General features: G+C 67.4%; 23 protein-coding genes and 1 tRNA gene. 15 read left to right on the top strand and 9 right to left on the bottom strand.

Features of this window, described 5'->3' with window-relative positions; all coding sequences use genetic code 11:
• Window positions 1-20 precede the first annotated feature (20 nt).
• On the top strand, window positions 21-743 hold the full coding sequence (gene phbB / locus NPJ82_RS15660) for an acetoacetyl-CoA reductase (RefSeq protein WP_112381633.1): 723 nt from the start codon (window positions 21-23) through the stop codon (window positions 741-743).
• 115 nt (window positions 744-858) lie between these two features.
• On the opposite strand, the gene NPJ82_RS15655 is transcribed toward phbB, so the two are convergent.
• Entirely contained in the window at window positions 859-1,269 is a 411-nt protein-coding gene (locus NPJ82_RS15655; protein WP_112381818.1) for a glycine zipper 2TM domain-containing protein, read from the bottom strand.
• Between the two features lie 163 nt (window positions 1,270-1,432).
• Here NPJ82_RS15655 and NPJ82_RS15650 point away from each other — a divergent pair, with 163 nt between their 5' ends.
• Window positions 1,433-2,431, top strand: a complete 999-nt coding sequence (locus NPJ82_RS15650; protein ID WP_342657935.1) for an esterase-like activity of phytase family protein — start codon at window positions 1,433-1,435, stop codon at window positions 2,429-2,431.
• A gap of 89 nt (window positions 2,432-2,520) precedes the next feature.
• Here NPJ82_RS15650 and rpmB read toward each other — a convergent pair whose 3' ends face one another.
• Complete coding sequence (gene rpmB / locus NPJ82_RS15645; RefSeq protein ID WP_112381632.1) at window positions 2,521-2,826, bottom strand: 50S ribosomal protein L28; 306 nt, start codon at window positions 2,824-2,826, stop codon at window positions 2,521-2,523.
• 152 nt (window positions 2,827-2,978) lie between these two features.
• Between rpmB and NPJ82_RS15640 the strand changes: the two genes are divergently transcribed.
• Window positions 2,979-3,200 carry a hypothetical protein gene (locus NPJ82_RS15640; RefSeq protein WP_112381631.1) on the top strand — a complete coding sequence of 74 codons (222 nt, stop codon included), beginning with the start codon at window positions 2,979-2,981 and terminating at the stop codon, window positions 3,198-3,200.
• A 57-nt stretch (window positions 3,201-3,257) separates the two neighbouring features.
• Window positions 3,258-3,689 carry a nucleoside deaminase gene (locus NPJ82_RS15635; RefSeq protein WP_342659038.1) on the top strand — a complete coding sequence of 144 codons (432 nt, stop codon included), beginning with the start codon at window positions 3,258-3,260 and terminating at the stop codon, window positions 3,687-3,689.
• 81 nt (window positions 3,690-3,770) lie between these two features.
• Here the strand turns inward: NPJ82_RS15635 and NPJ82_RS15630 are convergent, their stop codons facing one another.
• Complete coding sequence (locus tag NPJ82_RS15630) at window positions 3,771-4,448, bottom strand: OmpA family protein (protein ID WP_342657934.1); 678 nt, start codon at window positions 4,446-4,448, stop codon at window positions 3,771-3,773.
• 175 nt (window positions 4,449-4,623) lie between these two features.
• Between NPJ82_RS15630 and NPJ82_RS15625 the strand changes: the two genes are divergently transcribed.
• Window positions 4,624-5,928 carry a hemolysin family protein gene (locus NPJ82_RS15625; protein WP_112381629.1) on the top strand — a complete coding sequence of 435 codons (1,305 nt, stop codon included), beginning with the start codon at window positions 4,624-4,626 and terminating at the stop codon, window positions 5,926-5,928.
• 10 nt (window positions 5,929-5,938) lie between these two features.
• Here NPJ82_RS15625 and NPJ82_RS15620 read toward each other — a convergent pair whose 3' ends face one another.
• Window positions 5,939-6,529, bottom strand: coding sequence for a peptidylprolyl isomerase (locus NPJ82_RS15620; RefSeq protein ID WP_112381628.1), 591 nt, complete (start codon window positions 6,527-6,529; stop codon window positions 5,939-5,941).
• Between the two features lie 215 nt (window positions 6,530-6,744).
• On the opposite strand from NPJ82_RS15620, the gene NPJ82_RS15615 reads away from it, so the two are divergent.
• A complete protein-coding gene (locus NPJ82_RS15615; RefSeq protein WP_342657933.1) occupies window positions 6,745-7,143 on the top strand; it encodes a hypothetical protein in 399 nt (132 codons plus the stop codon).
• On the opposite strand, the gene NPJ82_RS15610 is transcribed toward NPJ82_RS15615, so the two are convergent.
• Together NPJ82_RS15610 and NPJ82_RS15605 are read right to left on the bottom strand one after the other, a co-directional pair.
• Complete coding sequence (locus tag NPJ82_RS15610) at window positions 7,138-7,938, bottom strand: hypothetical protein (RefSeq protein ID WP_342657932.1); 801 nt, start codon at window positions 7,936-7,938, stop codon at window positions 7,138-7,140. The two genes, NPJ82_RS15615 and NPJ82_RS15610, sit on opposite strands and share 6 nt — an antisense overlap.
• A gap of 39 nt (window positions 7,939-7,977) precedes the next feature.
• Entirely contained in the window at window positions 7,978-9,483 is a 1,506-nt protein-coding gene (locus tag NPJ82_RS15605) for a VWA domain-containing protein (protein ID WP_342657931.1), read from the bottom strand.
• Between NPJ82_RS15605 and NPJ82_RS15600 the strand changes: the two genes are divergently transcribed.
• Complete coding sequence (locus NPJ82_RS15600) at window positions 9,474-9,632, top strand: hypothetical protein (protein ID WP_342657930.1); 159 nt, start codon at window positions 9,474-9,476, stop codon at window positions 9,630-9,632. The two genes, NPJ82_RS15605 and NPJ82_RS15600, sit on opposite strands and share 10 nt — an antisense overlap.
• Window positions 9,633-9,865: 233 nt before the next feature.
• Here the strand turns inward: NPJ82_RS15600 and purD are convergent, their stop codons facing one another.
• A complete protein-coding gene (gene purD, locus NPJ82_RS15595) occupies window positions 9,866-11,134 on the bottom strand; it encodes a phosphoribosylamine--glycine ligase (protein ID WP_342657929.1) in 1,269 nt (422 codons plus the stop codon).
• Between purD and xseA the strand changes: the two genes are divergently transcribed.
• The 5 genes from xseA (at window position 11,133) to NPJ82_RS15570 (ending at window position 14,393) form a co-directional block, all read left to right on the top strand.
• Window positions 11,133-12,512, top strand: a complete 1,380-nt coding sequence (gene xseA, locus NPJ82_RS15590; protein WP_342657928.1) for an exodeoxyribonuclease VII large subunit — start codon at window positions 11,133-11,135, stop codon at window positions 12,510-12,512. The genes purD and xseA overlap by 2 nt on opposite strands.
• Before the next feature lie 30 nt (window positions 12,513-12,542).
• Complete coding sequence (locus NPJ82_RS15585; protein ID WP_112381623.1) at window positions 12,543-12,743, top strand: DUF2093 domain-containing protein; 201 nt, start codon at window positions 12,543-12,545, stop codon at window positions 12,741-12,743.
• Window positions 12,740-13,630 carry a M23 family metallopeptidase gene (locus NPJ82_RS15580; RefSeq protein ID WP_342657927.1) on the top strand — a complete coding sequence of 297 codons (891 nt, stop codon included), beginning with the start codon at window positions 12,740-12,742 and terminating at the stop codon, window positions 13,628-13,630. The genes NPJ82_RS15585 and NPJ82_RS15580 overlap by 4 nt, the downstream gene beginning before the upstream one ends.
• An 85-nt stretch (window positions 13,631-13,715) precedes the next feature.
• Window positions 13,716-14,003, top strand: coding sequence for a hypothetical protein (locus NPJ82_RS15575; protein WP_342657926.1), 288 nt, complete (start codon window positions 13,716-13,718; stop codon window positions 14,001-14,003).
• A 96-nt stretch (window positions 14,004-14,099) separates the two neighbouring features.
• Window positions 14,100-14,393 carry a hypothetical protein gene (locus tag NPJ82_RS15570; protein ID WP_342657925.1) on the top strand — a complete coding sequence of 98 codons (294 nt, stop codon included), beginning with the start codon at window positions 14,100-14,102 and terminating at the stop codon, window positions 14,391-14,393.
• 106 nt (window positions 14,394-14,499) lie between these two features.
• On the opposite strand, the gene NPJ82_RS15565 is transcribed toward NPJ82_RS15570, so the two are convergent.
• A complete protein-coding gene (locus NPJ82_RS15565; RefSeq protein WP_342657924.1) occupies window positions 14,500-14,940 on the bottom strand; it encodes a hypothetical protein in 441 nt (146 codons plus the stop codon).
• A 227-nt stretch (window positions 14,941-15,167) separates the two neighbouring features.
• Between NPJ82_RS15565 and NPJ82_RS15560 the strand changes: the two genes are divergently transcribed.
• Complete coding sequence (locus tag NPJ82_RS15560) at window positions 15,168-18,239, top strand: TonB-dependent receptor (RefSeq protein ID WP_267349858.1); 3,072 nt, start codon at window positions 15,168-15,170, stop codon at window positions 18,237-18,239.
• A 357-nt stretch (window positions 18,240-18,596) separates the two neighbouring features.
• Here NPJ82_RS15560 and NPJ82_RS15555 read toward each other — a convergent pair.
• A tRNA-Leu gene (locus NPJ82_RS15555) sits at window positions 18,597-18,683 on the bottom strand.
• Window positions 18,684-18,790: 107 nt separating this feature from the next.
• Here NPJ82_RS15555 and NPJ82_RS15550 point away from each other — a divergent pair.
• Together NPJ82_RS15550 and NPJ82_RS15545 are read left to right on the top strand one after the other, a co-directional pair.
• On the top strand, window positions 18,791-19,726 hold the full coding sequence (locus tag NPJ82_RS15550; RefSeq protein ID WP_112381619.1) for a complex I NDUFA9 subunit family protein: 936 nt from the start codon (window positions 18,791-18,793) through the stop codon (window positions 19,724-19,726).
• 26 nt (window positions 19,727-19,752) lie between these two features.
• A complete protein-coding gene (locus tag NPJ82_RS15545; protein ID WP_267349862.1) occupies window positions 19,753-20,553 on the top strand; it encodes an undecaprenyl-diphosphate phosphatase in 801 nt (266 codons plus the stop codon).
• Window positions 20,554-20,682 lie beyond the last annotated feature (129 nt).

Genomic DNA, 20,682 nt, shown 5'->3' with positions numbered 1-20,682 from the left:
TCAAACCAAGGGAGAGGCTGATGGCACGAGTAGCGATCGTAACCGGTGGAACGCGCGGAATCGGCGAGGCGATCAGCCTTGCCCTGAAGGATGCCGGCATCACCGTTGCCGCCAATTATGCCGGCAATGACGAGCGGGCCCAGGCCTTTACCGAGCGGACGGGGATCAAGGCGTACAAGTGGGACGTCGCCGATTATGACGCATGCCAGGCGGGTGTCGCCAAGGTGGCCGAGGAACTGGGGCCGGTGGACATCATCGTCAACAATGCCGGCATCACCCGCGACGGCACCATCCTGAAGATGACCTACCAGATGTGGAAGGAGGTCATGGACACCAATCTCGGCGGTTGCTTCAACATGGCCAAGGCGGCGTTTCCGGGCATGCGCGAGCGCAAATGGGGCCGCATCGTCAACATCGGTTCGATCAACGGGCAGGCGGGGCAATATGGCCAGGTGAACTATGCCGCCGCCAAGTCGGGCATCCACGGCTTCACCAAGGCGCTGGCGCAGGAAGGTGCGCGCGCGGGCGTGACGGTGAACGCGATCGCGCCGGGCTATATCGACACCGACATGGTGGCCGCGGTGCCCGCCGACGTGCTGGACAAGATCGTCGCCAAGATTCCCGTCGGCCGACTGGGTCAGGCGAGCGAGATCGCGCGCGGCGTGGCGTTCCTGTGTTCGGACGAGGCCGGCTTCGTGACGGGATCGACGCTGTCGATCAACGGCGGGCAGCATATGTATTGATTTAGAACCCTCTCCCCCACGGGGGAGAGGGATTTAAGAACAGGAAAGCCGGCCCCTGGTACATGGGGGCCGGCTTTCATCCTCGATACACTACGCGAGGAATTCGTGCTGCCGATCAGCGGCAGAAATTGGGGCGGTCGGACCGGTCGATCGCGCGGCCGGCAAGGGCGCCGGCGCCTGCACCCAGGATCGTGCCGAGGGCCCGGTCGCCGCGGGTGTCGACGGTGCGGCCGAGCAGGCCACCGGCGATCGCGCCGATGATGGTGCCGCCGTCGCCGTCCTTGCAGGGGTTGCGACCACGATCCCGATAGCCGCGATCGTCGCGCCAGCCGCGATCGTTGCGGTAGCCACGGTCGTAGCGGCCGCGATCCCGATAGCCGTCGCGGTTGTAGCCGCGGTCGTAGCGGTCGCCATAATAGCCGTAGCGCTGCGCCTCTGCGGGGGCGGCGGCGACCAGCGATCCGGCGGTCATCGCCAGTGCGGCACCAGCAAGCGACAGGCTCTTGATAAGCGGAACCTTGAACATCGTCTTCACTCCCGTTTCGTCTTCGCGGCGGCGGGATTTCCGTCGTCGTTGTCACGCTTATGGGTGATTCGCATTGAGCGATCCCTGAATGCGGTCGTTATCCTTCATTCAGGATGAAGCTGGCGGTATCGCAGCGCAGCACAGCCGTTATGACGCGGAGGTGATGCGTATTTTCCTGGCCCTGCTGCTCGTCCTCATCGTCGTTCCCGGCTGGTCGGGGGAGGAGCGGCTGGCGCTGCTGAACGACCGCGCGCAGATGACGGTGACGCCCGTGGCGCTTGATCCCCGCGATCCGGGGGTGAGGCGGGTCGGCGCGCTGACCTATCTGGGCGGGATCCGCCTCAGCAGCCGCGATCCGGCCTTTGGCGGCTTTTCGGCGATGACGCTGGTGGGGGACCGCTTCACGCTGCTCAGCGATGGCGGCAACGTCGTACGGTTCCGGATGGGGGCGGATTGGCGACCCTATGGCCTGCATTTCTCCTATCTGCCGGCCGGGCCCGGCACCGGATGGGAGAAGCGCGACCGCGACAGCGAATCGATGGCGATGGACCCGGCGACGGGCCGGATCTGGGTGGGATTCGAGCGGGCGAACCAGTTCTGGCGCTATGCCCCCGATTTCAGGGCGGCAGAGGGGCGCGTCGCCCCGGCGGCGATGAAGCGCTGGCCGGAAAATGGCGGCCCCGAATCGCTGGCGCGGATGCCCGATGGTCGCTTCGTGACGATCAGCGAGGAGGCCAAGGTGCCCAAGCCCCATTGGCGGGGACCGGAGGCACTGCGCCTGCATTCGCGCATCGGGCTGATCTTTGCCGGCGATCCGCTGGCGGGGCGGGCGCGGCGCTTCGGCTATATGGTGGCACCGCACTATGACGTGGCGGATGCGGTCGCGCTGCCGAATGGCGACCTGCTGGTGCTGGAACGGTCGTTCGCGCTGCCGTTCCGATTCGGCAACCGGATCGTGCGGGTGGCGGCGCGCGACGTGGCGCCCGGCCGGGTGGCGCGGGGGCGGCTGCTGGCGACGCTGGCCGCCCCGCTGATCCACGACAATTTCGAGGGGATGGCGGTGGCCCGGGAGGGCGGGCGGACGATCCTGTGGCTGGTGTCCGACGACAACCAGTTTCCGCTGCAACGCTCGCTGTTGCTGAAATTCGCGTTGGATGGGTAGGCGCTTGGCCTGGGCGACCCTGCGCAAACGCCGAAAGCCCGCCGCTCGGGGTGAGCGGCGGGCCTTTGGACGCGATCGTCGCGAAGCGTTTAGGCTGCTTCGGTCTCGGCCGGTACGGCGCGCTTCTTCACCACGTCGCGCTTCAGGCGACGGGCGCGCAGGCTCAGCTTGTCGTCCGAGGTCTTGACGAGCCAGTTGTCGAGGCCGCCATTATGCTCGACCGAACGCAGGCCGTGCGTGGACACGCGCAGGCGCACGCTCTTTTCGAGCGAGTCGGAAATCAACGTGACGTTCTGCAGGTTGGGCAGAAAGGTACGCTTGGTCTTGTTATTGGCGTGGGAAACGTTGTTGCCCACCTGCCGGCCCTTGCCGGTCAGCTCGCAAATGCGCGACATGATCGTTATCCTGGTTTCAGGCAATTGCCCGGAAAGGCCGCGCGGATAGCCTGTATGTCGGAGGTCGTCAACCGATTCACCGGTTGCCGGGTGCAACTCGCAGAGCGGCGCGGCGTTAGTTACGCTGCCGCACCATTCGGAGCCAGGACCTCATGCGTACGCTTCTTGCCCTTATCGCCATCGTCGTTCTTCTTGTCGCGGTGGCGATGAGTCTGGGCTGGGTCAGCATCGACCAGACGCGCCCCGGCGTGGTGCAGGCGCCGCAGTTCCGGGCCGAGGGGCCGAAGGTTTCGGTCGGCACGCAGACCAAGACGGTGGAAGTGCCGACGCTGTCGGTCGAGAAGCCGAGCGAGCAGCCCGCCAACGCGCAATAAGTTGCGGGCGCGCGGCGACGCGGGCAGGGGGCGGGCATGTTCGCCACCCCCGATCCGATGCGCGCGGCACTGGAGGCCGCAGGCGCCGCGGCCGCAGCCGGCGAAGTGCCGGTGGGTGCCGCACTGGTCCATCAGGGGCAGGTGATCGCGGTCGCGGGCAATGCGCCGCGACGATTGTGCGACCCGACCGCCCATGCCGAGATGCGGGTGATTCGCGAGGGCGCGGCGCTGCTCGGGCGCGAGCGGCTGGAGGATTGCGACCTGTGGGTGACGCTGGAGCCGTGCGCGATGTGCGCGGGCGCGATCGCCCATGCGCGGATCGCGCGGCTCTATTATGCGGCGGCGGACCCCAAGGGCGGGGCGGTGGAGCATGGTGCGAGGGTGTTCGCGCAGGCCACCTGCCATCACCGGCCGGAGATATACGCCGGGATCGCCGAGCGCGAGGCGGGGGCGATGTTGCGGGAATTCTTTCTGGCTCGGCGGGGATGATCGCCATCGGGGTGCGCCTGGGGCGGCCCGTTGATCCGAAACGCCTCTCCCCCGAGGGGGAGAGGGCTGTTTCGTGAGCGATTAGCGCAGGTCGCCTTCGCGGATGGGTACGATCTTGATCTCGACGCGGCGGTTGGCGGCGCGGCCGGCATCGGTGTCGTTCGACTCGATCGGCTGCGTCTTGCCGAAGCCGCGGGTGCCGATGCGGGCGCGCTGCACGCCGCGGCTAGAAAGGTAATCGGCGACGGAGACGGCGCGGCGCTCCGACAGCGTCTGGTTGTACGCGTCGCTGCCGGTCGAATCGGTGTGGCCGTACACGTCGATATAGGTCTGATTATATTGCGACAGGGTGCTGGCGACCTGATCCAGCGTACGCTGGAACTGCGGCTGCACATTGGCCGAATCATAGGCGAAGGTGATGCCCGACGGGATGTTGAGCAGCAGATCGTCGCCCTGGCGGACGACCTGCACGTCGGTGCCCGCGGTCCGCTCGCGCAGTTCGCGCTCCTGCTTGTCCATATAGGCGCCGATGCCGGCCCCCGCGAGGCCGCCAATGCCGGCGCCGAGGATCTTTTCGGTGCGATCACGGCGCCCGCCGACGAGATCGCCGAGCAGATAGCCGCCGACCGCGCCGCCCAGGCCGCCGATCGCAGCCTTGGAAATGCGACGTTCGCCGGTGACGGGATCGGTGGTGCAGCCGGCGGTGGCGACGAGTGCGGCCAGCGCGGCGGCGGTGGCGAACCTGGCGGATTTCAGCATGACGATTGTCCCTTTTTGCTGTCCCGATAACTCGGGCTGCTGATCCTTGTTCCGGATGCGAACTGAACGGTTGGTGACGGTTTGGTCACGGGGGCGCCATTTCGGCGATGCGCGCGAAGCCCAACAAGAAGCATTGTGGAAGGGGCGGCGTTGCGGTTAAGGACGATGCATTCCAATGGCACCGCTGCCCCCCTTCCCCTGGATCGACGTCGTCATCATCCTGCTGCTCGTGGGACTGAACGGCGTGTTCGCGATGAGCGAGCTGGCGATCGTCTCCGCGCGCAAGGCGCGGCTGGAGGCGATGGCGCGTACCGGGCGTAAAGGTGCGCAGGCGGCGATGCTGCTCGCCGCCGACCCGGGCAAGTTCCTGTCCACCGTACAGATCGGCATCACGCTGATCGGGATCGTCGCGGGCGCCTATTCGGGGTCGAGCCTGGGCGGGCCGGTGGGCGCGCGGCTGCAATTGCTGGGCCTGTCGCCCGCGACCGCGGCGTCGGTCGGCTTCGCATTGGTGATCGGGTTGACCACCTATGCCTCGCTGATCGTGGGCGAACTGGTGCCCAAGCAGTTCGCGCTGCGCAAGCCCGAGCCGATCGCGGCGCTGGTCGCGCTGCCGATGCGCTGGCTGGCGGTCGTCACGGCACCGATCGTCTGGCTGCTCGATTCGACCAGCGGCGTCGTCTTTCGCCTGCTGGGCCTGAACCGCGAGGCGGAAGACCAGGTGACGGCGGAGGAACTGCACCTGATCGTGGCCGAGGCGTCGAAGTCGGGCGTGATCGAGGAGCATGAACGCTCGATCATCTCGGGCGTGGTGCGGCTGGCGGACCGGCCGGTGCGCGAGGTGATGACCCCCCGGACCGAGATCGACTGGCTGGACTGCACGCTGGATGCCGAGGGGATTCGCGCCAAGCTGCTCGATACGCCGCGCACGCGCCTGCCGGTGGGCGAAGGATCGATCGATTCGGTGATCGGCGTGGTGCAGGCGCGCGACATCGCGATGGCGCTGTTCCGCGGCGAGGCGCTCGACCTGAAGCGGCTGATGCGCAAGGCGCCGGTCGTGATCGACCGGATCGACGCGATGGATGCGCTGATCGCGCTGCGCCAGGCCGAGGTGCCGATGGCGCTGATCCATGACGAATACGGGCATTTCGAGGGGATCGTGACCCCGGCCGACCTGCTGGCGGCGATCGCGGGCGAGTTCGCCTCGGACGCGGAGCCGGGCGAGGCGCCCTCGGTCGTGGTGCGCGACGACGGGTCGCTGCTGGTGGCGGGCACGATGGCGGCGGATGCGCTGGCCGACCGGCTGGGCATCGACCTGCCCGACGACCGGGATTATGCCACCGTGGCGGGGCTGGCGCTGGCCGCGTTCCGCCACCTGCCGGGCGAAGGCGAAAGCTTCGTCGAGCAGGGATGGCGGTTCGAGGTGGTCGATCTGGACGGACGCCGGATCGACAAGCTGCTGGTCAGCGAGGAAGGCTGAAGCGACCGCGCTATTTCACGCGGGCGGCGCTGGTGATCTGCACCGGCTTGGCGAGCATCTCGCCCTTGAAGGGGCCGGCATTGGGATCGGTCGCGGTGTCGAGGATGCGGGCGATCACCTCCTTGCCCTCCACCACCTGGCCGAAGGCGGCATAGCCGAGATTGTCGCCGGGCTTCGTCGGATCGGCATCGAGCGAGGGCTGGTCGCCGACCATGATGGTGAAATCGCCACGCGCCGAGCCGGGGGCCAGACGGGCGATCGAGATGGTGCCGTCGAGATGCTTCAAGCCCGTCTGGGTGGTGGGTTCGTGCTTGATCGGGGGGAGGATGCGCTTGGGCTCGTTGCGGATGCCGAACTGGACGAAGCCGAAGCCGGGGGCGACCTTGACCGAGCGGTAGAAGTTGGTGCCGTTCAGCCGCTTTCCATCGACATAGCGCAGGAAATTGGCGGTGGTGATCGGCGCCTGGGCGCGGGCGAGTTCGATGACGATGCGCCCGGCGGTGGTTTCGATCGCGACGCGGGTGGGCGCGGGTGCGGCGGCAGGCGTCGATGCCGCCTGGGGAACACCGGCGAGCAGCAGCGCGAAAAGGGGGGAAAGCATCGGAACGGTCCTTCGAGGCAGACAGGGATCGGCGCCAGTGTCTCACCGGAAGGGGCGGGGCGCCATCCCCAATGGGCTTCACCCGACCGAGGGGTGATTATCATATCGGATCAGATATTTGGGCCGAAGGAGGCATAGTCGGATGCCGCCCTGTTCGACGCCGCCGCCGGGCGGCATCGTGGCGGCCGTCCCTTGCCACCAGCGCCCGAGGTAGGATGCGGCTGTTTCCCACGCGTGCCCCTCGCCTGCATCCGCAACGCCATACGGTGCGCAACACGCAGTCGGCTCCGCTGGAGGTACTCGTCGAGTATCTGCCCGACCGCTATGTGCTGCATCCCGGCGACGAAATGGTGATCGAGGCGCAGTCGCCGGACCGCGATGGCGGGTTCCTGGTGGTGGCCTATCCCGGTGGCTTGCAGGTGCATCCCGATTGGGGACTGGCAACCGGGGTCTGGATCAACGGGCGAATCGGGGTGACCGACTGGACGACGCCGGGGCCGAACGCCGTAGTGCGGCGGCACGAGCCGGTGGTGCGCCCGAGGATCCAGCGTGCGCGCGCGGCCGAAAAGCCGCGGCGCCCTTATTCGATCACGGTGCGCATCCGGGGATCATAGCCGGCCGAACGCGGCCTCGAACCCGGCACGGTTGCCCGCGGCGAGAAGACGCGCCTGTTCGCGCCAGCGGTCGCGGTGCATGCGGCCGGCAAAGGGGCCGAGCTGCGCATCGAGGGCAGCGGCCTGAGCGTCGTCCAGCGCGGCGATCTGGCCGACGGTGGTGATGCCCAGTTCGCCCAGACGCTGCTGGATCTTGGGACCAAGCCCCTTGAGCAGGCCGATCGGCTGATCCTGGGGCGCGGTGGCCGGGGGCGGGGTGGGGGCATCCGCCGCGATCGAGGCGGGGGTGGCGTCCATCGGCGCGGCGGCGGCCACCGGCTCGTCGGCGAGCGGGCGTTCGGGAAGCGGCTCGTCGACGGTGGGGATGGGGGCGGGGGCGGCCGGAGGCGGGACAGGAACCGGCCTTGGCGCCGCGACAGGAGCCGGGGCCGCAACAGGAGCCGGTGCCGGAACCGGGCTTGCAGCCGCGACAGGAATTGGGGTTGCAACGGGAGCCGGAGCCGGAGCCGGAGCCGGAGCCGGAGCCGGAGCCGGAGCCGGAGCGGGTGCGGAAGTCGTCGGCTCCTCCAGCGGAGCTGTATCGGGCTCGATCATCGGCACGCCGGCCTGCTCGGCATTGCGCTCGACGGTGCGTTCCGCGTGCTTGCGGATGCGCTTGCGGCGGACGCCGATCAGGATGATCGCGATGGCAAAGACGGCAACGAGTGCGATGAACACGAAGTGCATCGTCGTGATCGTGGCGACGCCGTCCGGGATCAGGCTGGCGCCGGGTGCGGCGGCGGTGGTTTCGTTCATGCGACCCGTTCTAGCTGGGGGGTGGATACACCGCGAGCGTTATTCGCCCGCGGCCGACCCAGCGTCATGAAGCCCCGCCGCGCGCGTGAGTTCCACGAATTCCTGCCGCCACGGCCCCCTGGCGTCGCCGGCGAGGCGGCGGACATCGCTCCAGGTGAAGCGGGCGAGCAGGGGATCGCCGCGCAGCTTCTGCCCAAAGGCGGCGACCGCGGTGACGAACGCCATGTCGCCGCGAGGCGCGGTGGCGGTACGCAACTGTGCGGCGGGAATGGCGCGCGCGATCTCACGCGAGGTGGCACCGTCCGGCAGCTTGTAGCGCAGCTTCACATAGGCGCATTCGGTGCCGCCGGTCCCCTTCGCCAGCGGGCGATTGGCAGGGTAGCGGCGTGCATCGCTCCACCCCTTGGCGTCCACCGGTACGACCTCATACAGGGCGGTGACCTGATGGCCGGCGCCGATATCGCCGGCATCCACCGCGTCGTTGGTGAAATCCGCCTCGGCCAGCGCGCGATTCTCATAGCCGATCAGGCGGTACTGGCGAACCGCGGCGGGATTGAACTCGACCTGGACCTTTACGTCCTTGGCAATGGTGACGAGGGTGGCGGACAGCTCGTCGTCCAGCACTTTGCGGGCCTCCATCGCGCTGTCGATATAGGCATAGTTGCCGTTGCCGATATCGGCGATGCGCTCCATCATCGCCTCGTTGTAGTTGCCCCGGCCGAAGCCCAGCGTGGTGAGGGTGATGCCGTCGTCGCGGTTGCGTTTGACCAGTTGTTCCAGCGCCGTGTTGTCGCTGATGCCGACGTTGAAGTCGCCGTCGGTCGCCAGCAGGATGCGGTTGATGCCGCCCTTCACGAAATGCTGGCGCGCGGTGGCATAGGCGAGCGCAATGCCCTCGCCACCCGCGGTCGAGCCGCCGGCGTCGAGGCAGGTGAGGGCGGCCTTGATCGCGTTCGGATCGGCGGTGGGGTCGAGGACGATGCCGGCGGCGCCCGCATAGACGACGATCGAGACACGGTCGCGCGGGGTCAGCCGACCGGCGAGCATGGTCAGTGCCGATTTCATCAGGGGCAGCTTGTCCGGCTGGCCCATCGAGCCCGATACATCGACCAGAAAGACGAGGTTGGCGGGCGGGCGCCGGTCGGTCGCGACGTCATAGCCGCGCAGGCCGATGCGGATCAGGCGGGTGTCGGGGTTCCACGGCGTGACCGCGACATCGGTGGAGACGCCGAACGGTTCGGCAGCGTCGCGCGGACGGGGATAGTCGTAGCGGAAATAGTTGATCATCTCCTCGGTCCGGACCGCCTCTGCGGGGACCGGCTGGCCTTCGCGCAGGAAGCGGCGGACATTGGCATAGCTGCCGGTGTCGACATCGACCGAGAAGGTGGAAACGGGGTTGGTGGCGACATCCTGTACCGCCGCGACCTGCTGGCCGGCATAGCGTTCGGTGTTCGCAGGCGTGCCGTAAGGGGCGGTGGCCACCCCCGGCATGCGGGCGAGCGTCTGCGACACCATCGGGGCGGGTGGGGCGGACGGTGCCGGCACCGGTGCCGCCAGAACCGCCGGTGGTGGCGGTGGCGGTGGCGGTGGCGGCGGCGGCGGTGGTGGTGGTGGTGGTGGTGGTGGTGGTGGTGGTGGTGGTGGTGGTGGTGGTGGTGGTGGGGCGCCGGGGGCGAAGACGCGGCCGCTCGTGACCATGATCTCATTGTTCGTGCGGTCAGGCGTGATGCAGCGCACCGGCGACGCAACCTTGCGCGCCTTGGCCTGGGGCAGCGGCGGTGGCGCCGCGCCGGTGGTGAGCAAGCCGACGAGCGCGACGAATGCCGTGAACCGCATGGTGTTCTCCCCCTTGCCGCTTCTTCTCCCCCAAGGAAGAGAAGGAGCGGCCTCCCTGACGGGGGTATCGTGTCACGGTCGTGTTACAGCTTCAACCGCGTTCGCGTTCCACTTCGCGCCAGCCGATGTCGCGGCGGCAGAAGCCGTCGGGGAAGGTGATCGCATCCACGGCGCGGTAGGCGGCGGCCTGGGCGTCGGCGACGCTGGCGCCGCGCGCGGTGACCGCCAGGACGCGGCCGCCCGAGGCGACCAGCCGGTCGCCGTCCATCCGGGTGCCCGCCTGGAAGACGGTGGCGCCGGTCGCCTCGGCCGCGGCGAGGTTGTCGATGCCGCCGCCCGACTTCGGCGTGCCGGGATAGCCGGCCGCGGCCATCACCACGGTCAGCGCGGGCTCGGGCAAGAAGGCCGGGGTGGGGTGGTCGGCAAGGTGCCCCTGTGCCACGGCCAGCATCACGCCAAGCAGATCGCCGTCGAGGCGCGTCATCAGCACCTGACATTCGGGATCGCCGAAGCGGGCGTTGTATTCGATCAGCTTGGGCCCCTGCGCGGTCAGCATCAGCCCGGCATAGAGGACGCCGGAAAAGGGCGTGCCCTCCTCGCGCAGCGTGTCGACGGTGGGGCGCACGATCGTGTCGATCGCCAGCGCCTCCAGTTCGGGCGTCAGGATGCGCGCCGGGCTGTAGGCGCCCATGCCGCCGGTATTGGGGCCGGTATCGCCGTCGCCGACGCGCTTGTGATCCTGCGCGGAGCCGAAGGGCAGGAGCGCGGTGCCGTCGGTGAGGACGAACAGGCTGGCTTCCTCGCCGTCCAGAAACTCCTCGATCACCACCTCGGCACCGGAAACGCTGAACAGGTCGGCGAGGGCGGCGCGCGCGTCGTCCTTGGTGAAGGCGATGGTCACGCCCTTGCCGGCGGCGAGGCCGTCGGCCTTGATGACCACAGGCAGGCCGAAGGTGGTGTCGAGTGCGCTACTAGCGGCCTCCAGGCTGGATACCCGCAGATAGCCGGCGGTGGGGATGTTCGCGCGGGCGCACAAGTCCTTGGTGAAGCCCTTGGACCCTTCGAGTTGTGCCGCCGCCTTTGACGGGCCGAAGACGGGGATGCCGGCGGCACGCAGCGAATCGGCAAGGCCGTCGACCAGCGGCGCCTCCGGCCCGATCACGACGAGGCCGATCGCGTGGTCACGCGCAAAGGCGATCACCGCGGCGTGATCCGTCGCGGCCAGCGGCACGCAGGTCGCATGCGCGGCGATGCCGGGGTTGCCGGGCGCGGCATAGAGCGTATCTAACCCCGGCGATTGTGCCAGCTTCCACGCCAGTGCGTGTTCGCGGCCACCCGATCCCAGCAGCAGGACGTTCATGCCCGATCCCTTATTCCTTGACGAAAGTCCGCGGCTGGTAGCCGAGCCGGTGGCCGGCGACAACGCGCTCGCGCTGTCGGTGGGCGAACTGAGCTTCAAGCTGAAGCGGATGGTGGAGGGCGAGTTCGGCCATGTCCGCCTGCGTGGCGAGATTTCCGGCTACAAGCGCGCGACCTCGGGCCATGTCTATCTGGCGCTGAAGGACGATCAGGCGGTGATCGACGGGGTGATGTGGAAGGGATCGGCGAATGCGCTCGCCTTCCAGCCGCAGGACGGCATCGAGGTGATCGCCACCGGCAAGCTGACCACCTATCCGGGGCGATCCAAATACCAGATCGTGATCGAGCGGATGGAACTGGCCGGCGCCGGCGCGCTGATGGCGCTGTTCGAGAAGCTGAAGGCGAAGCTCGCCGGCGAAGGGCTGTTCGACCGGGGGCGCAAGGTGGCGCTGCCCTTCATGCCGCGCACGATCGGCGTGGTCACCTCGCCGACCGGCGCGGTGATCCGTGACATCCTGCACCGGCTGGAGGATCGGTGCCCCACCCATGTCATCGTCTGGCCGGTCAAGGTGCAGGGCGAGGGCGCCGCGGCCGAGGTGGCGGCGGCGGTACGCGGGTTCGATGCGATGCCGGTGGGCGGCCCTGTGCCGCGGCCCGATCTGGTGATCGTCGCGCGCGGCGGCGGTTCGATCGAGGACCTGTGGGCGTTCAACGAGGAAGCGGTGGTGCGCGCGGTGGCGGACTGTACCATCCCGATCATCTCGGCGGTGGGGCATGAGACCGACACGACCCTGTGCGACCATGCCGCCGACCTGCGCGCGCCGACGCCGACCGCGGCCGCCGAGATCGCGGTGCCGGTGCTGGCCGACCTGCGCCTGACCGTCGCCAGCCACCGCCAGCGCACCGAGCGGTGCGCGCGCCGCTATGTCGAGCGCGGGCGCGAGCGGCTGGACGCGATGGCGCGGCTGCTGCCGAAGCGCGACCAGTTGCTGGGGCCGCAGCGCCAGCGCGCGGACGATGCCGGCGCGCGGCTGGACCGGGGGCTGGAGCGGCGGGTGACGCTGGCGCGCGGCGGGCTGGACCGGGCAGGCGCGGCGCTTCGCCCCGCCGTCCTGTTGCGGCAGGTGGAGCGCGGGCACGAGCGGCTGGCGAACACCTGGCGGCTGGTGCAGTCGCTGAACCCGGACCGCATTCTTGAGCGCGGCTATGCGCGGATCACCGCGCGGCCGGGGGGCGAAACGCTGTCCTCGGCCGAGGCGGTGCGCGCGGCGGGCGGCATCACGCTCCGCTTCCGCGACGGCACGGTGGACGCGCGGGTTGAGCGGGGGCCCCCGCGTACCTATGAAAAGGTGGTACCCGAACAGCCCGACCTGTTCTGATCCGATCCTTATCGAGAAGTGTTCCGTTCCATGCTGATGTCCAATGCCGATCGGGCCGCGCGCCTGCACTATATGGCCAACGGCTTCCGGGTGCTGTCGCCCGGCGACCATGTCGTCTGTGCCCGGTCGGGCGCGCGGATCGCACTGGAAGACCTGCGCTACTGGAGCGTGGCGGCGCAGGAGCCCTATGCCAGCCCGGCGATCGCCAGCGAGAGCCTGCGCCCGCGATGAGGCTGGCGGCGGCGGGATTGCTGGTCGCGTTGCTGGCGGCATGCGTGGCGCCGCGCGAGGACGTGCGGCCCGTCGCGCCGGTTCAGGCACCACCGCCTTCACCGCCGCCGGTCAGGCCTGTTGCCCCTGCGGTGATCACGCTGGAGGGGGCCGCGATCCAGGGCGGGCTGGTCTTCGGGCGCGTGCCGACGGGGACCACCGCGATGACGCTGGATGGCGAGGCGGTGCCCTTTGCCGATGACGGGCGCTTCGTGATCGGGTTCGACCGTGATGCGGGGCCGGCGGCGCGGCTGGTCGCGGTGTTGGCGGATGGACGCCGGGCGGAGCGTGCGCTGGTGGTGGCGCCGCGCGCGTGGCGGATCGAGCGCGTCGATGCGCCGTACCGCGCGGGCAAGACCGATGCCGAATTCGCCGCGGCACGGCCCGCCGAGCTGGCGCAGATCGTCGCGGCGCGGGCGCGGACCAGCGACGCGCAAGGATGGCGGCAGGCGATGCGCTGGCCCGCAACCGGGCGGCAATCGGGCTGGTTTGGGGCGCAGCGCGTCTATCAGGGCAAGCCCGGCGGCTATCATTCCGGCGCCGACGTCGCGGTGCCGACCGGCACGCCCGTGCTGGCGCCCGCGGACGGCGTGGTGATCCTGGCGGCGGCGGACAGTCCCTTCACGCTGGAAGGGCATCTGCTGATGATCGACCACGGCATGGGGCTGAACAGCGCGTTGCTGCATCTGTCGCGGATCGACGTGCGCGTGGGCGACACGGTGCGCCGCGGGCAGCCGGTGGGCCTGTCGGGCGCGACGGGGCGCGCGACGGGGCCGCACCTGCACTGGAGCCTGCAATGGCGCGGGCGCAAGCTGGACCCGCTGCTGGTGGCGGGGCCGGTGGGGTGAGGGCGGTTTAGCGCGCGCGGGGAGCGCGGGTCATGGCTGGTCCGCCCTATTTGCAGCCGTGCTAGATAGCCGATAAGCTCCGCCAATGCGTGCAGCAAACATTCTTGGCGGTGCTATTGCTGCCGTATGGTTCGCCCTCTTTTTGATGGGTCGCGATCTTATACGTGGGGTTTATCTGCAAGGTAACGGGATCGCCCCTAACGCTGGACAGATCGATTACTACATTGTTTATCCGTTATTTGCAGTTGTGCTGCTTTTGGTTGCTGGTTGGTTGGGAAGCATCTGGCGAAGGCCATTGATAATGTTGATCCCGTCGCTACTGATAGGCTTTGCGATCCTTCCCTTTTTGTTTGGATATACGGGCGGAATGTAACGGTGGAACGTCCGAATTCCACCATCAGCAGACATGCAGCTTTTCGCCCCAAACTGACGTAGGCGGAGCTGCTTGGTTTTTCCGAATGGAGGCTTTGTGACGATCTACCAGCGGTTCCTCATCTGGGTTGACGAGGTCCAGTCTGGAAGCCTTTACGCGGGCAAGCTGCTATACGCCGCTGGCGCGTTTCCCCTTTTCGCTACCCCCATTTTCGGAGATTGGTGGCGTATTCCGGGTGTCGTGATCGCGGCATTATGGATGTGCTTTTTGCTCTGGAGGCTTTGGCTGATGGCGAAAACCGGCATGATCGCCAGTGATGTTCCGCAGGGCCGTTTAATCGAGAAGCCGCAGGGGCGTACGACCGACGACACGGCCTCGAGCGACAGCTAACCACCAAACCCGGCAGTTCCTGGAATGCCATCAAGTTCCGGGAAGAAGATGCGTCGTGGCTTTCGGCGTGCTGGAGCGGTGAGGTCCGGCATCTTCTCGACCCGAATCAGTCCAGCGGGCGGACCTTGATCGAGGGGCCGCTTTTCACCTTCAGCCGGAAGCTGCCGAGCGCGCCGGCGCGGACTTCCACTGCATCGCCCGGATTGGGGCGGCGGCCGAGCGGGGCGTCGTCGGTCTGTAGCCAGCGGCCTCCTTGCGCCAGCGTGAAGACCCAGCGGCCGTCGCCGCCGACGCTGGCGGTGCGCAGCGTCGTGGTCAGCGGGCCTTCCTTGTCCTCGTTCAGCACGCGGCGCGGCGCCGGATCGCGGCTGCGCCCCGGCAGGACGGCCATCGCGTCGTAGCAGGCGAGGCGCGTGGCGGCATCGGTCAGCGTGCGGCAGCGCTTCAACTGGTCCGACAGCGGCGCCGATGCCTGTACGGGCATCGCCCGTACCGGTGCAGCAGACAGCGGCAGCAGAAACAGCAGGGTCTTGAAGGGCTTTGACATGCACTCTTGCTGGCGAAATCGGAAGTGAAACGCAACATGCCGCAGACACACTGTTTTGTTGCTTAACCGCCACAGCGCTGGAATAATATGTGGCCTGCTTTCAATGGGACGTTGCATCTATGTTGCAGCGCCGTGAAAACCCCGGCCAGCGACCCCGTGACCTCAACCGGCCCGGGGTCCGAAGTTTCCTTCGGCAGGCACAGCCGCCGGAGAAAAGGGGACGTTCCATGAAGGCCATTTCCATCAAGACCTGCCTGCTGGTGACCACGGTGTTCACCGGTGTCGCGATGATCGCACCGGCATCGGCGCAGACGACGACCGATACGCCGGCCACCCAGAACGAGGGCACCACGGCGCCGATCGCGCCGGCGACCTCCAATACGCCCGACGCCGATACCGGCGGCGACATCGTCGTGACGGGCTCACGCATCGCATCGCCCAACCTGACCTCGGCCAGCCCGATCACCGTGGTGAACTCGCAGGAAATCCGCCTGCAGGGTGCGACCCGCGTCGAGGACGTGCTGAACAGCCTGCCGCAGACCTTCGCATCGCAAAGCTCGTCGGTGTCGAACGGATCGAACGGCACCGCGACCGCCAACCTGCGCAACCTGGGCGACCAGCGCACGCTGGTGCTGGTCAACGGCCGCCGCCTGATGCCGGGCGACCCCAACTCGACCAGCTCGGCCGCCGACCTGAACGTCATCCCCTCGACCCTGATCAAGCGCGTCGACGTGCTGACCGGCGGTGCCTCGTCGGTCTATGGTTCGGACGCGGTCGGCGGCGTCGTCAACTTCGTACTGGACACCGATTTCACCGGCGTCAGCGTCGATGCCAATTACGGTTTCTACAACCACAACAACAACAACCAGCGGTTGCAGAACCTGGTGCGCAGCTCCGGCTATGACGCGCCGAGCGGCTTTACCAACGACGGCAAGCAGTTCGACGTCAACCTGAAGATCGGTGGCGGCACCGAGGACGGGCGCGGCCATGTGGTCGGCTATCTCGGCTACCGCAAGATCGACGCGATCACGCAAGGCAGCCGCGACTATTCGTCGTGCGGGCTGAACACCGGTGCGGCGGGCAGCAATGAATATGTCTGCGGTGGTTCGACCACGGCGTTCCCGGCTAATTTCACACTGGGCGACGCGGTGTTCAACGGCACGGCTACCGGATTGCAGCAGCTCTACACGCTGAACGGTGGCGGCGCGCTGACCCCCGGCCGGACGCTGTATAACGCGAACCCGCTGAACTATTACCAGCGCCCGGACACGCGCTACACCGCCGGCTTCTTCGCGCATTACGACGTGAGCGAAGGGTTCAAGCCCTATGCCGAGTTCATGTTCATGGACGACCGCTCGGTCGCGCAGATCGCGCCGTCGGGCAATTTCAGCAACACCGAGACGCTGAACTGCAACAACCCGCTGCTGTCCGCAGCGCAGGCGGCAACCTTCTGTCGCGCAACCAACCTGGTACGTGACGGAAACGGTGCCCCGATCCTTCGCACCAATCCGGACGGCACGACCTATAACATCGCCAATGTGCGCATCGGCCGTCGTAATGTCGAAGGTGGCGGGCGTCAGAGCGACCAGACACACACCTCCTACCGCTTCGTCGCGGGCGCACGTGGCGATATTGCCCAGGGCGTCAGCTACGACGTGTTCGGCCAGTATGGCACGACCAAGTACAACCAGATCTACCGCAACGAATTCAGCGTCTCACGCACCCAGCGTGCGCTGGATGCGATCACCGACACGCGCGCCGGTTCGGCGACGTTGGGCCAGGTGGTCTGCCGCTCGGTCGTCGACGGCACCGACCCGAACTGCGTGCCGCTGAACATCTTCGGCTCGGCGCCGATTACCCCCGAAGCACTGAACTATGTGCAGGTCGCCGGCTTCATGCAGGGTCAGACGAAGGAAAAGATCGTCAGCGGCTCGGTCACGGTGCGTGGTGCCGAATATGGCGTGACATCGCCGTGGGCGAGCGAGGGCATCTCGCTGAACTTCGGCGGCGAATATCGAGAAGAGTCGCTGGAGTTGGAAGTCGATACCGCATTCGCAACCGGCGATCTGGCCGGTCAGGGTGGCGCCACGCTGCCGGTGGGTGGTCAGTACAACGTCAAGGAGTTCTTCGCCGAACTTCAGGTTCCGCTGGTCAGCGATCGTCCGTTCTTCCACGAGCTGACGGTGAATGGCGGCTATCGCTATTCGGACTACAACACCTCGGGCGGCGTTCACTCGTACAAGGGTGAGATCACCTGGGCCCCGGTGCGCGACCTGACGTTCCGTGGCGGCTACAACCGGGCGGTACGTGCGCCCAACGTGCAGGAACTGTTCCGGGCGCAGTCGGTGCAGATCGACGGTGCCACCGATCCGTGCGCGGGCACCAACCCGACCGCGACGCGCGAACAGTGCGTCAACCTGGGCGTGCCGACCAATCTGTACGGCCTGATTCAGGACAATCCGTCGGAGCAGTATAACGGCTTGGTCGGCGGTAACCCGAACCTGCGTCCGGAAACGGCGGACACGTTCACCGCGGGCGTGATCCTGCAGCCGCGCTTCCTGCCCGGCTTCAACCTGACGGTCGACGCCTTCAGCATCAAGGTGAAGGATATCATCGGCGTCATCGGCGCCGACACCATCCTGAATCAGTGCGTGCAAACGGCCGATCCGGCGTTCTGCGGCCTGATCAACCGTGATGCCAATGGTACGTTGTGGCAGGGCACTACCGGCTATGTCGTCGACACGAACCTGAACGCAGGGTCGATCAAGACGCGCGGCATCGACGTCAGTGCAGGCTATGTCGTCCGTACCGCCTCGGCGGGCAGCTTCGCGGCGAACTTCACCGGCACTTATGTCGACGAGTTCACCCGCGACAAGGCGGGTGCGCGCTTCGACTGCGCCGGCCTGTACGGTGCACAGTGCGGTTATCCGCAGTCCAAGTGGCGTCATCAGGTTCGCCTGACCTGGGACGGGCCGGACGGCATCGGCATTTCGGGCCGCTGGCGCTATCTGTCCGCGACGGAGTTCGAGCGGACGAGCAGCGACAGCGATCTGGCCGCTGGCTTCTTCCCGCTGGACGCTCGCGTGCCCTCGCAGAGCTATTTCGACCTGGCGCTGACCGCGCGGGTGCAGGATGGCTTCACCTTCCGCCTGGGCGCCAACAACCTCCTGGACCGCGAGCCCCCGGTGCTGAGCGCGACGGCTTCGCCGATCGGTTCGTTCGGCAACGGCAATACCTATCCGGGCATCTACGAGGCCAATGGCCGCTACATCTTCGTCGGCCTGACCGTCGATATGTAAGCTGTCCTGACGGGTATCGTGGCGGCGGGGTGCAGGCTCCGCCGCCGGTAAAGGGAGTGGCGTCGTCCGGACGCCGCTCCCTTTCGCTTTTCGGGGGCCTCACGCGCAGATCGGGCGGTTCGGCGTCCTCCCCGGTGCGAAAAGGGGTAAAGACGCCTGATGAGCCTTTTACGGGGCAATGACGCCGCACAGACTTTGGGGACGCGCCAAACATCGCGACGCATCACGCAGCGATCAGCCGCGACCTTGTCCAAATTGTCGATTGCTGCATGCGGCCATGACCAAGCATGACGCCAAGAGTTTGCAACCCGGATCATCCGATCCGCCGCAAACTGCATTTCCACCATGGGTGGAAAATGGTGCCCAGAAGAGGACTCGAACCTCCACGACCTTGCGATCGCCAGCACCTGAAGCTGGTGCGTCTACCAATTCCGCCATCTGGGCACGGGGTAGGGCCGCGCCTTTAGGGTGGGTTTGGATGCCTTGTCAACGGGGGAAGTGAACGGCAAAGGGGCGGCACGCACTTTTTTTCTCTTTCGCGGGTGAATGGCATGAAGAACAAGCTGGTGACGCTGATCGGCGGTGGAGGCTTTGTCGGCCGGTACGTCGCGCAGGCCCTGTTGAGGGCCGGGGCACGGGTACGGATCGCGCAGCGCGATCCACGCGGGGCCTTTTTCCTGAAGCCCCAGGGCGGGCTGGGGCAGACGCAGTTCATCGCCGCCGACGTTTCGCGACCCGAGACGATCGCACGCGCCGTGGCGGGTGCGGATGCGGTGGTGAATCTGGTCGGCGTGCTGGCGGGCGATTTTCAGCGCTACCATGTCGAGGGCGCGCGGATCGTGGCGGAGGCGGCGCGAAACGCGGGTGTCGAGGCGCTGGTGCAGGTGTCGGCGATCGGTGCGAACCCGCAGGCCGAATCGGGCTATGCGCGTAGCAAGGGCGAGGGAGAGGCCGCGGTGCGGGCCGCTTTCCCCGGTGCGACGATCATGCGCCCATCGATCGTGTTCGGGCGCGAGGACCAGTTCGTGAACCGGTTCGCCGGCATGGTTGCCAAGGCGCCGGTGGTGCCGGTGCTGCGCGCGCCGACGCGGTTCCAGCCGGTATTCGTCGCGGACGTGGCCGAGGCGATCGTCGCCGCGGTCGCCGATCCCGGCACGCATGGTGGACATATCTATGAACTGGGCGGGCCCGACATCATCAGCATGGGTGCACTGATCCGCTGGATCGCCGAGGCGCTGGGCCGCTCGCCATCGATCGTGGAACTGCCGGACAGCGTGGGCTCGATGCTCGCCAGCCTGCCCGGCAGCCCGATCACGCGCGACCAGTGGCGCATGCTGCAGACCGACAATGTGGTGAGCGATGGTGCCGAAGGCTTTGCCGCGTTCGGCATCGCCCCCCGTCCGCTGGAAGCGGTCGCCCCCGAATGGCTGGTGCGCTTCCGTCGTCAGGGCCGCTTCGGCCGGCGCCTGAAGACGATCGCCGCCTGATCCATATCCCCCCGGGAGACACGCTTTTGTCCGAATTCCTCATCGCCATCCTCCTCGGCATCGTCGAGGGGGTGACCGAATTCCTACCCGTATCCTCAACCGGCCACCTCGTGCTGGCCACCGAACTGCTCGGCTATGATCCGCAGCGCTGGGCGGTGTTCAACATCGCGATTCAGCCGGGGGCGATCCTGGCGATCGTGGTGCTGTACTGGCGTACCTTCTGGGCGGTGTTGCAGGGGCTGATGCGCGGGTCGCGCGAGTCGATCGCCTTTGTGCGCAACCTGTTGATCGCCTTCGTGCCGGCGGTGGCGCTGGGGCTGGCGTTCAACGACCAGATCGAGACGCTGCTGGAGAATGCCACGGTGGTCGCCTGGGCGCTGATCGTCGGCGGCATCGGCATCCTCGTCATCGAGCGGCTGGCGCGGCCCAAACAGTCCGGCGGGATCGCGGCGGTGTCGGTGGGCCAGTCGGCCAGCATCGGCCTTGTCCAGTGCATCGCGATGATCCCGGGCGTCAGCCGTTCGGGCGCGACGATCATGGGCGCGATGGCGCTGGGCATCGAGCGGCAGACGGCGGCCGAGTTCAGCTTCTTCCTGGCGCTGCCGACGCTGACCGGTGCCACCGTTCTGCAGATGGCCAAGCATCACGACGCGATCACCAGCGGCGACCTGCAACTGATCGCGGTCGGCTTCGTGGTGTCCTTCGTGGTGGCGCTGGCGGTGGTGAAGGCCTTCCTGGCGGTGGTGACCAAGCACGGCTTCGCCCCCTTTGCCTGGTACCGAATCGCGGCGGGTGCGGTGGCCCTGATCGCCCTGTCCATGCGGTAGGCTTCAAACCGGACCTAATATTACCGGCTTAGTTGCGAGCGACCCGCAACTGAGCCTCCTATCGCATCTATTATAGACAGCAATGCTGTCTCAAATGCTGTTTTGCGAGTGACAATGCAGCATGCGCGC

The sequence above is a fragment of the Sphingomonas sp. NY01 genome, assembly GCF_038809135.1.
GTDB lineage: Bacteria > Pseudomonadota > Alphaproteobacteria > Sphingomonadales > Sphingomonadaceae > Sphingomonas > Sphingomonas carotinifaciens.
This window is presented reverse-complemented; position numbering and strand designations above follow the sequence as displayed.

Excerpts from the sequence above, each read along its gene's own strand:
- NPJ82_RS15620 (WP_112381628.1), bottom strand. The coding sequence starts at position 6,529 with ATGCTTTCCCCCCTTTTCGCGCTGCTGCTCGCCGGTGTTCCCCAGGCG.
- NPJ82_RS15565 (WP_342657924.1), bottom strand. The coding sequence starts at position 14,940 with ATGTCAAAGCCCTTCAAGACCCTGCTGTTTCTGCTGCCGCTGTCTGCT.
- NPJ82_RS15630 (WP_342657934.1), bottom strand. The coding sequence starts at position 4,448 with ATGCTGAAATCCGCCAGGTTCGCCACCGCCGCCGCGCTGGCCGCACTC.
- NPJ82_RS15610 (WP_342657932.1), bottom strand. The coding sequence starts at position 7,938 with ATGAACGAAACCACCGCCGCCGCACCCGGCGCCAGCCTGATCCCGGAC.
- NPJ82_RS15640 (WP_112381631.1), top strand. The coding sequence starts at position 2,979 with ATGCGTACGCTTCTTGCCCTTATCGCCATCGTCGTTCTTCTTGTCGCG.
- NPJ82_RS15635 (WP_342659038.1), top strand. The coding sequence starts at position 3,258 with ATGCGCGCGGCACTGGAGGCCGCAGGCGCCGCGGCCGCAGCCGGCGAA.
- NPJ82_RS15550 (WP_112381619.1), top strand. The coding sequence starts at position 18,791 with ATGAAGAACAAGCTGGTGACGCTGATCGGCGGTGGAGGCTTTGTCGGC.
- phbB (WP_112381633.1), top strand. The coding sequence starts at position 21 with ATGGCACGAGTAGCGATCGTAACCGGTGGAACGCGCGGAATCGGCGAG.
- xseA (WP_342657928.1), top strand. The coding sequence starts at position 11,133 with ATGCCCGATCCCTTATTCCTTGACGAAAGTCCGCGGCTGGTAGCCGAG.
- NPJ82_RS15560 (WP_267349858.1), top strand. The coding sequence starts at position 15,168 with ATGAAGGCCATTTCCATCAAGACCTGCCTGCTGGTGACCACGGTGTTC.
- NPJ82_RS15580 (WP_342657927.1), top strand. The coding sequence starts at position 12,740 with ATGAGGCTGGCGGCGGCGGGATTGCTGGTCGCGTTGCTGGCGGCATGC.
- rpmB (WP_112381632.1), bottom strand. The coding sequence starts at position 2,826 with ATGTCGCGCATTTGCGAGCTGACCGGCAAGGGCCGGCAGGTGGGCAAC.
- NPJ82_RS15585 (WP_112381623.1), top strand. The coding sequence starts at position 12,543 with ATGCTGATGTCCAATGCCGATCGGGCCGCGCGCCTGCACTATATGGCC.
- NPJ82_RS15575 (WP_342657926.1), top strand. The coding sequence starts at position 13,716 with ATGCGTGCAGCAAACATTCTTGGCGGTGCTATTGCTGCCGTATGGTTC.
- NPJ82_RS15655 (WP_112381818.1), bottom strand. The coding sequence starts at position 1,269 with ATGTTCAAGGTTCCGCTTATCAAGAGCCTGTCGCTTGCTGGTGCCGCA.
- NPJ82_RS15615 (WP_342657933.1), top strand. The coding sequence starts at position 6,745 with ATGCGGCTGTTTCCCACGCGTGCCCCTCGCCTGCATCCGCAACGCCAT.
- NPJ82_RS15625 (WP_112381629.1), top strand. The coding sequence starts at position 4,624 with ATGGCACCGCTGCCCCCCTTCCCCTGGATCGACGTCGTCATCATCCTG.
- NPJ82_RS15650 (WP_342657935.1), top strand. The coding sequence starts at position 1,433 with ATGCGTATTTTCCTGGCCCTGCTGCTCGTCCTCATCGTCGTTCCCGGC.
- purD (WP_342657929.1), bottom strand. The coding sequence starts at position 11,134 with ATGAACGTCCTGCTGCTGGGATCGGGTGGCCGCGAACACGCACTGGCG.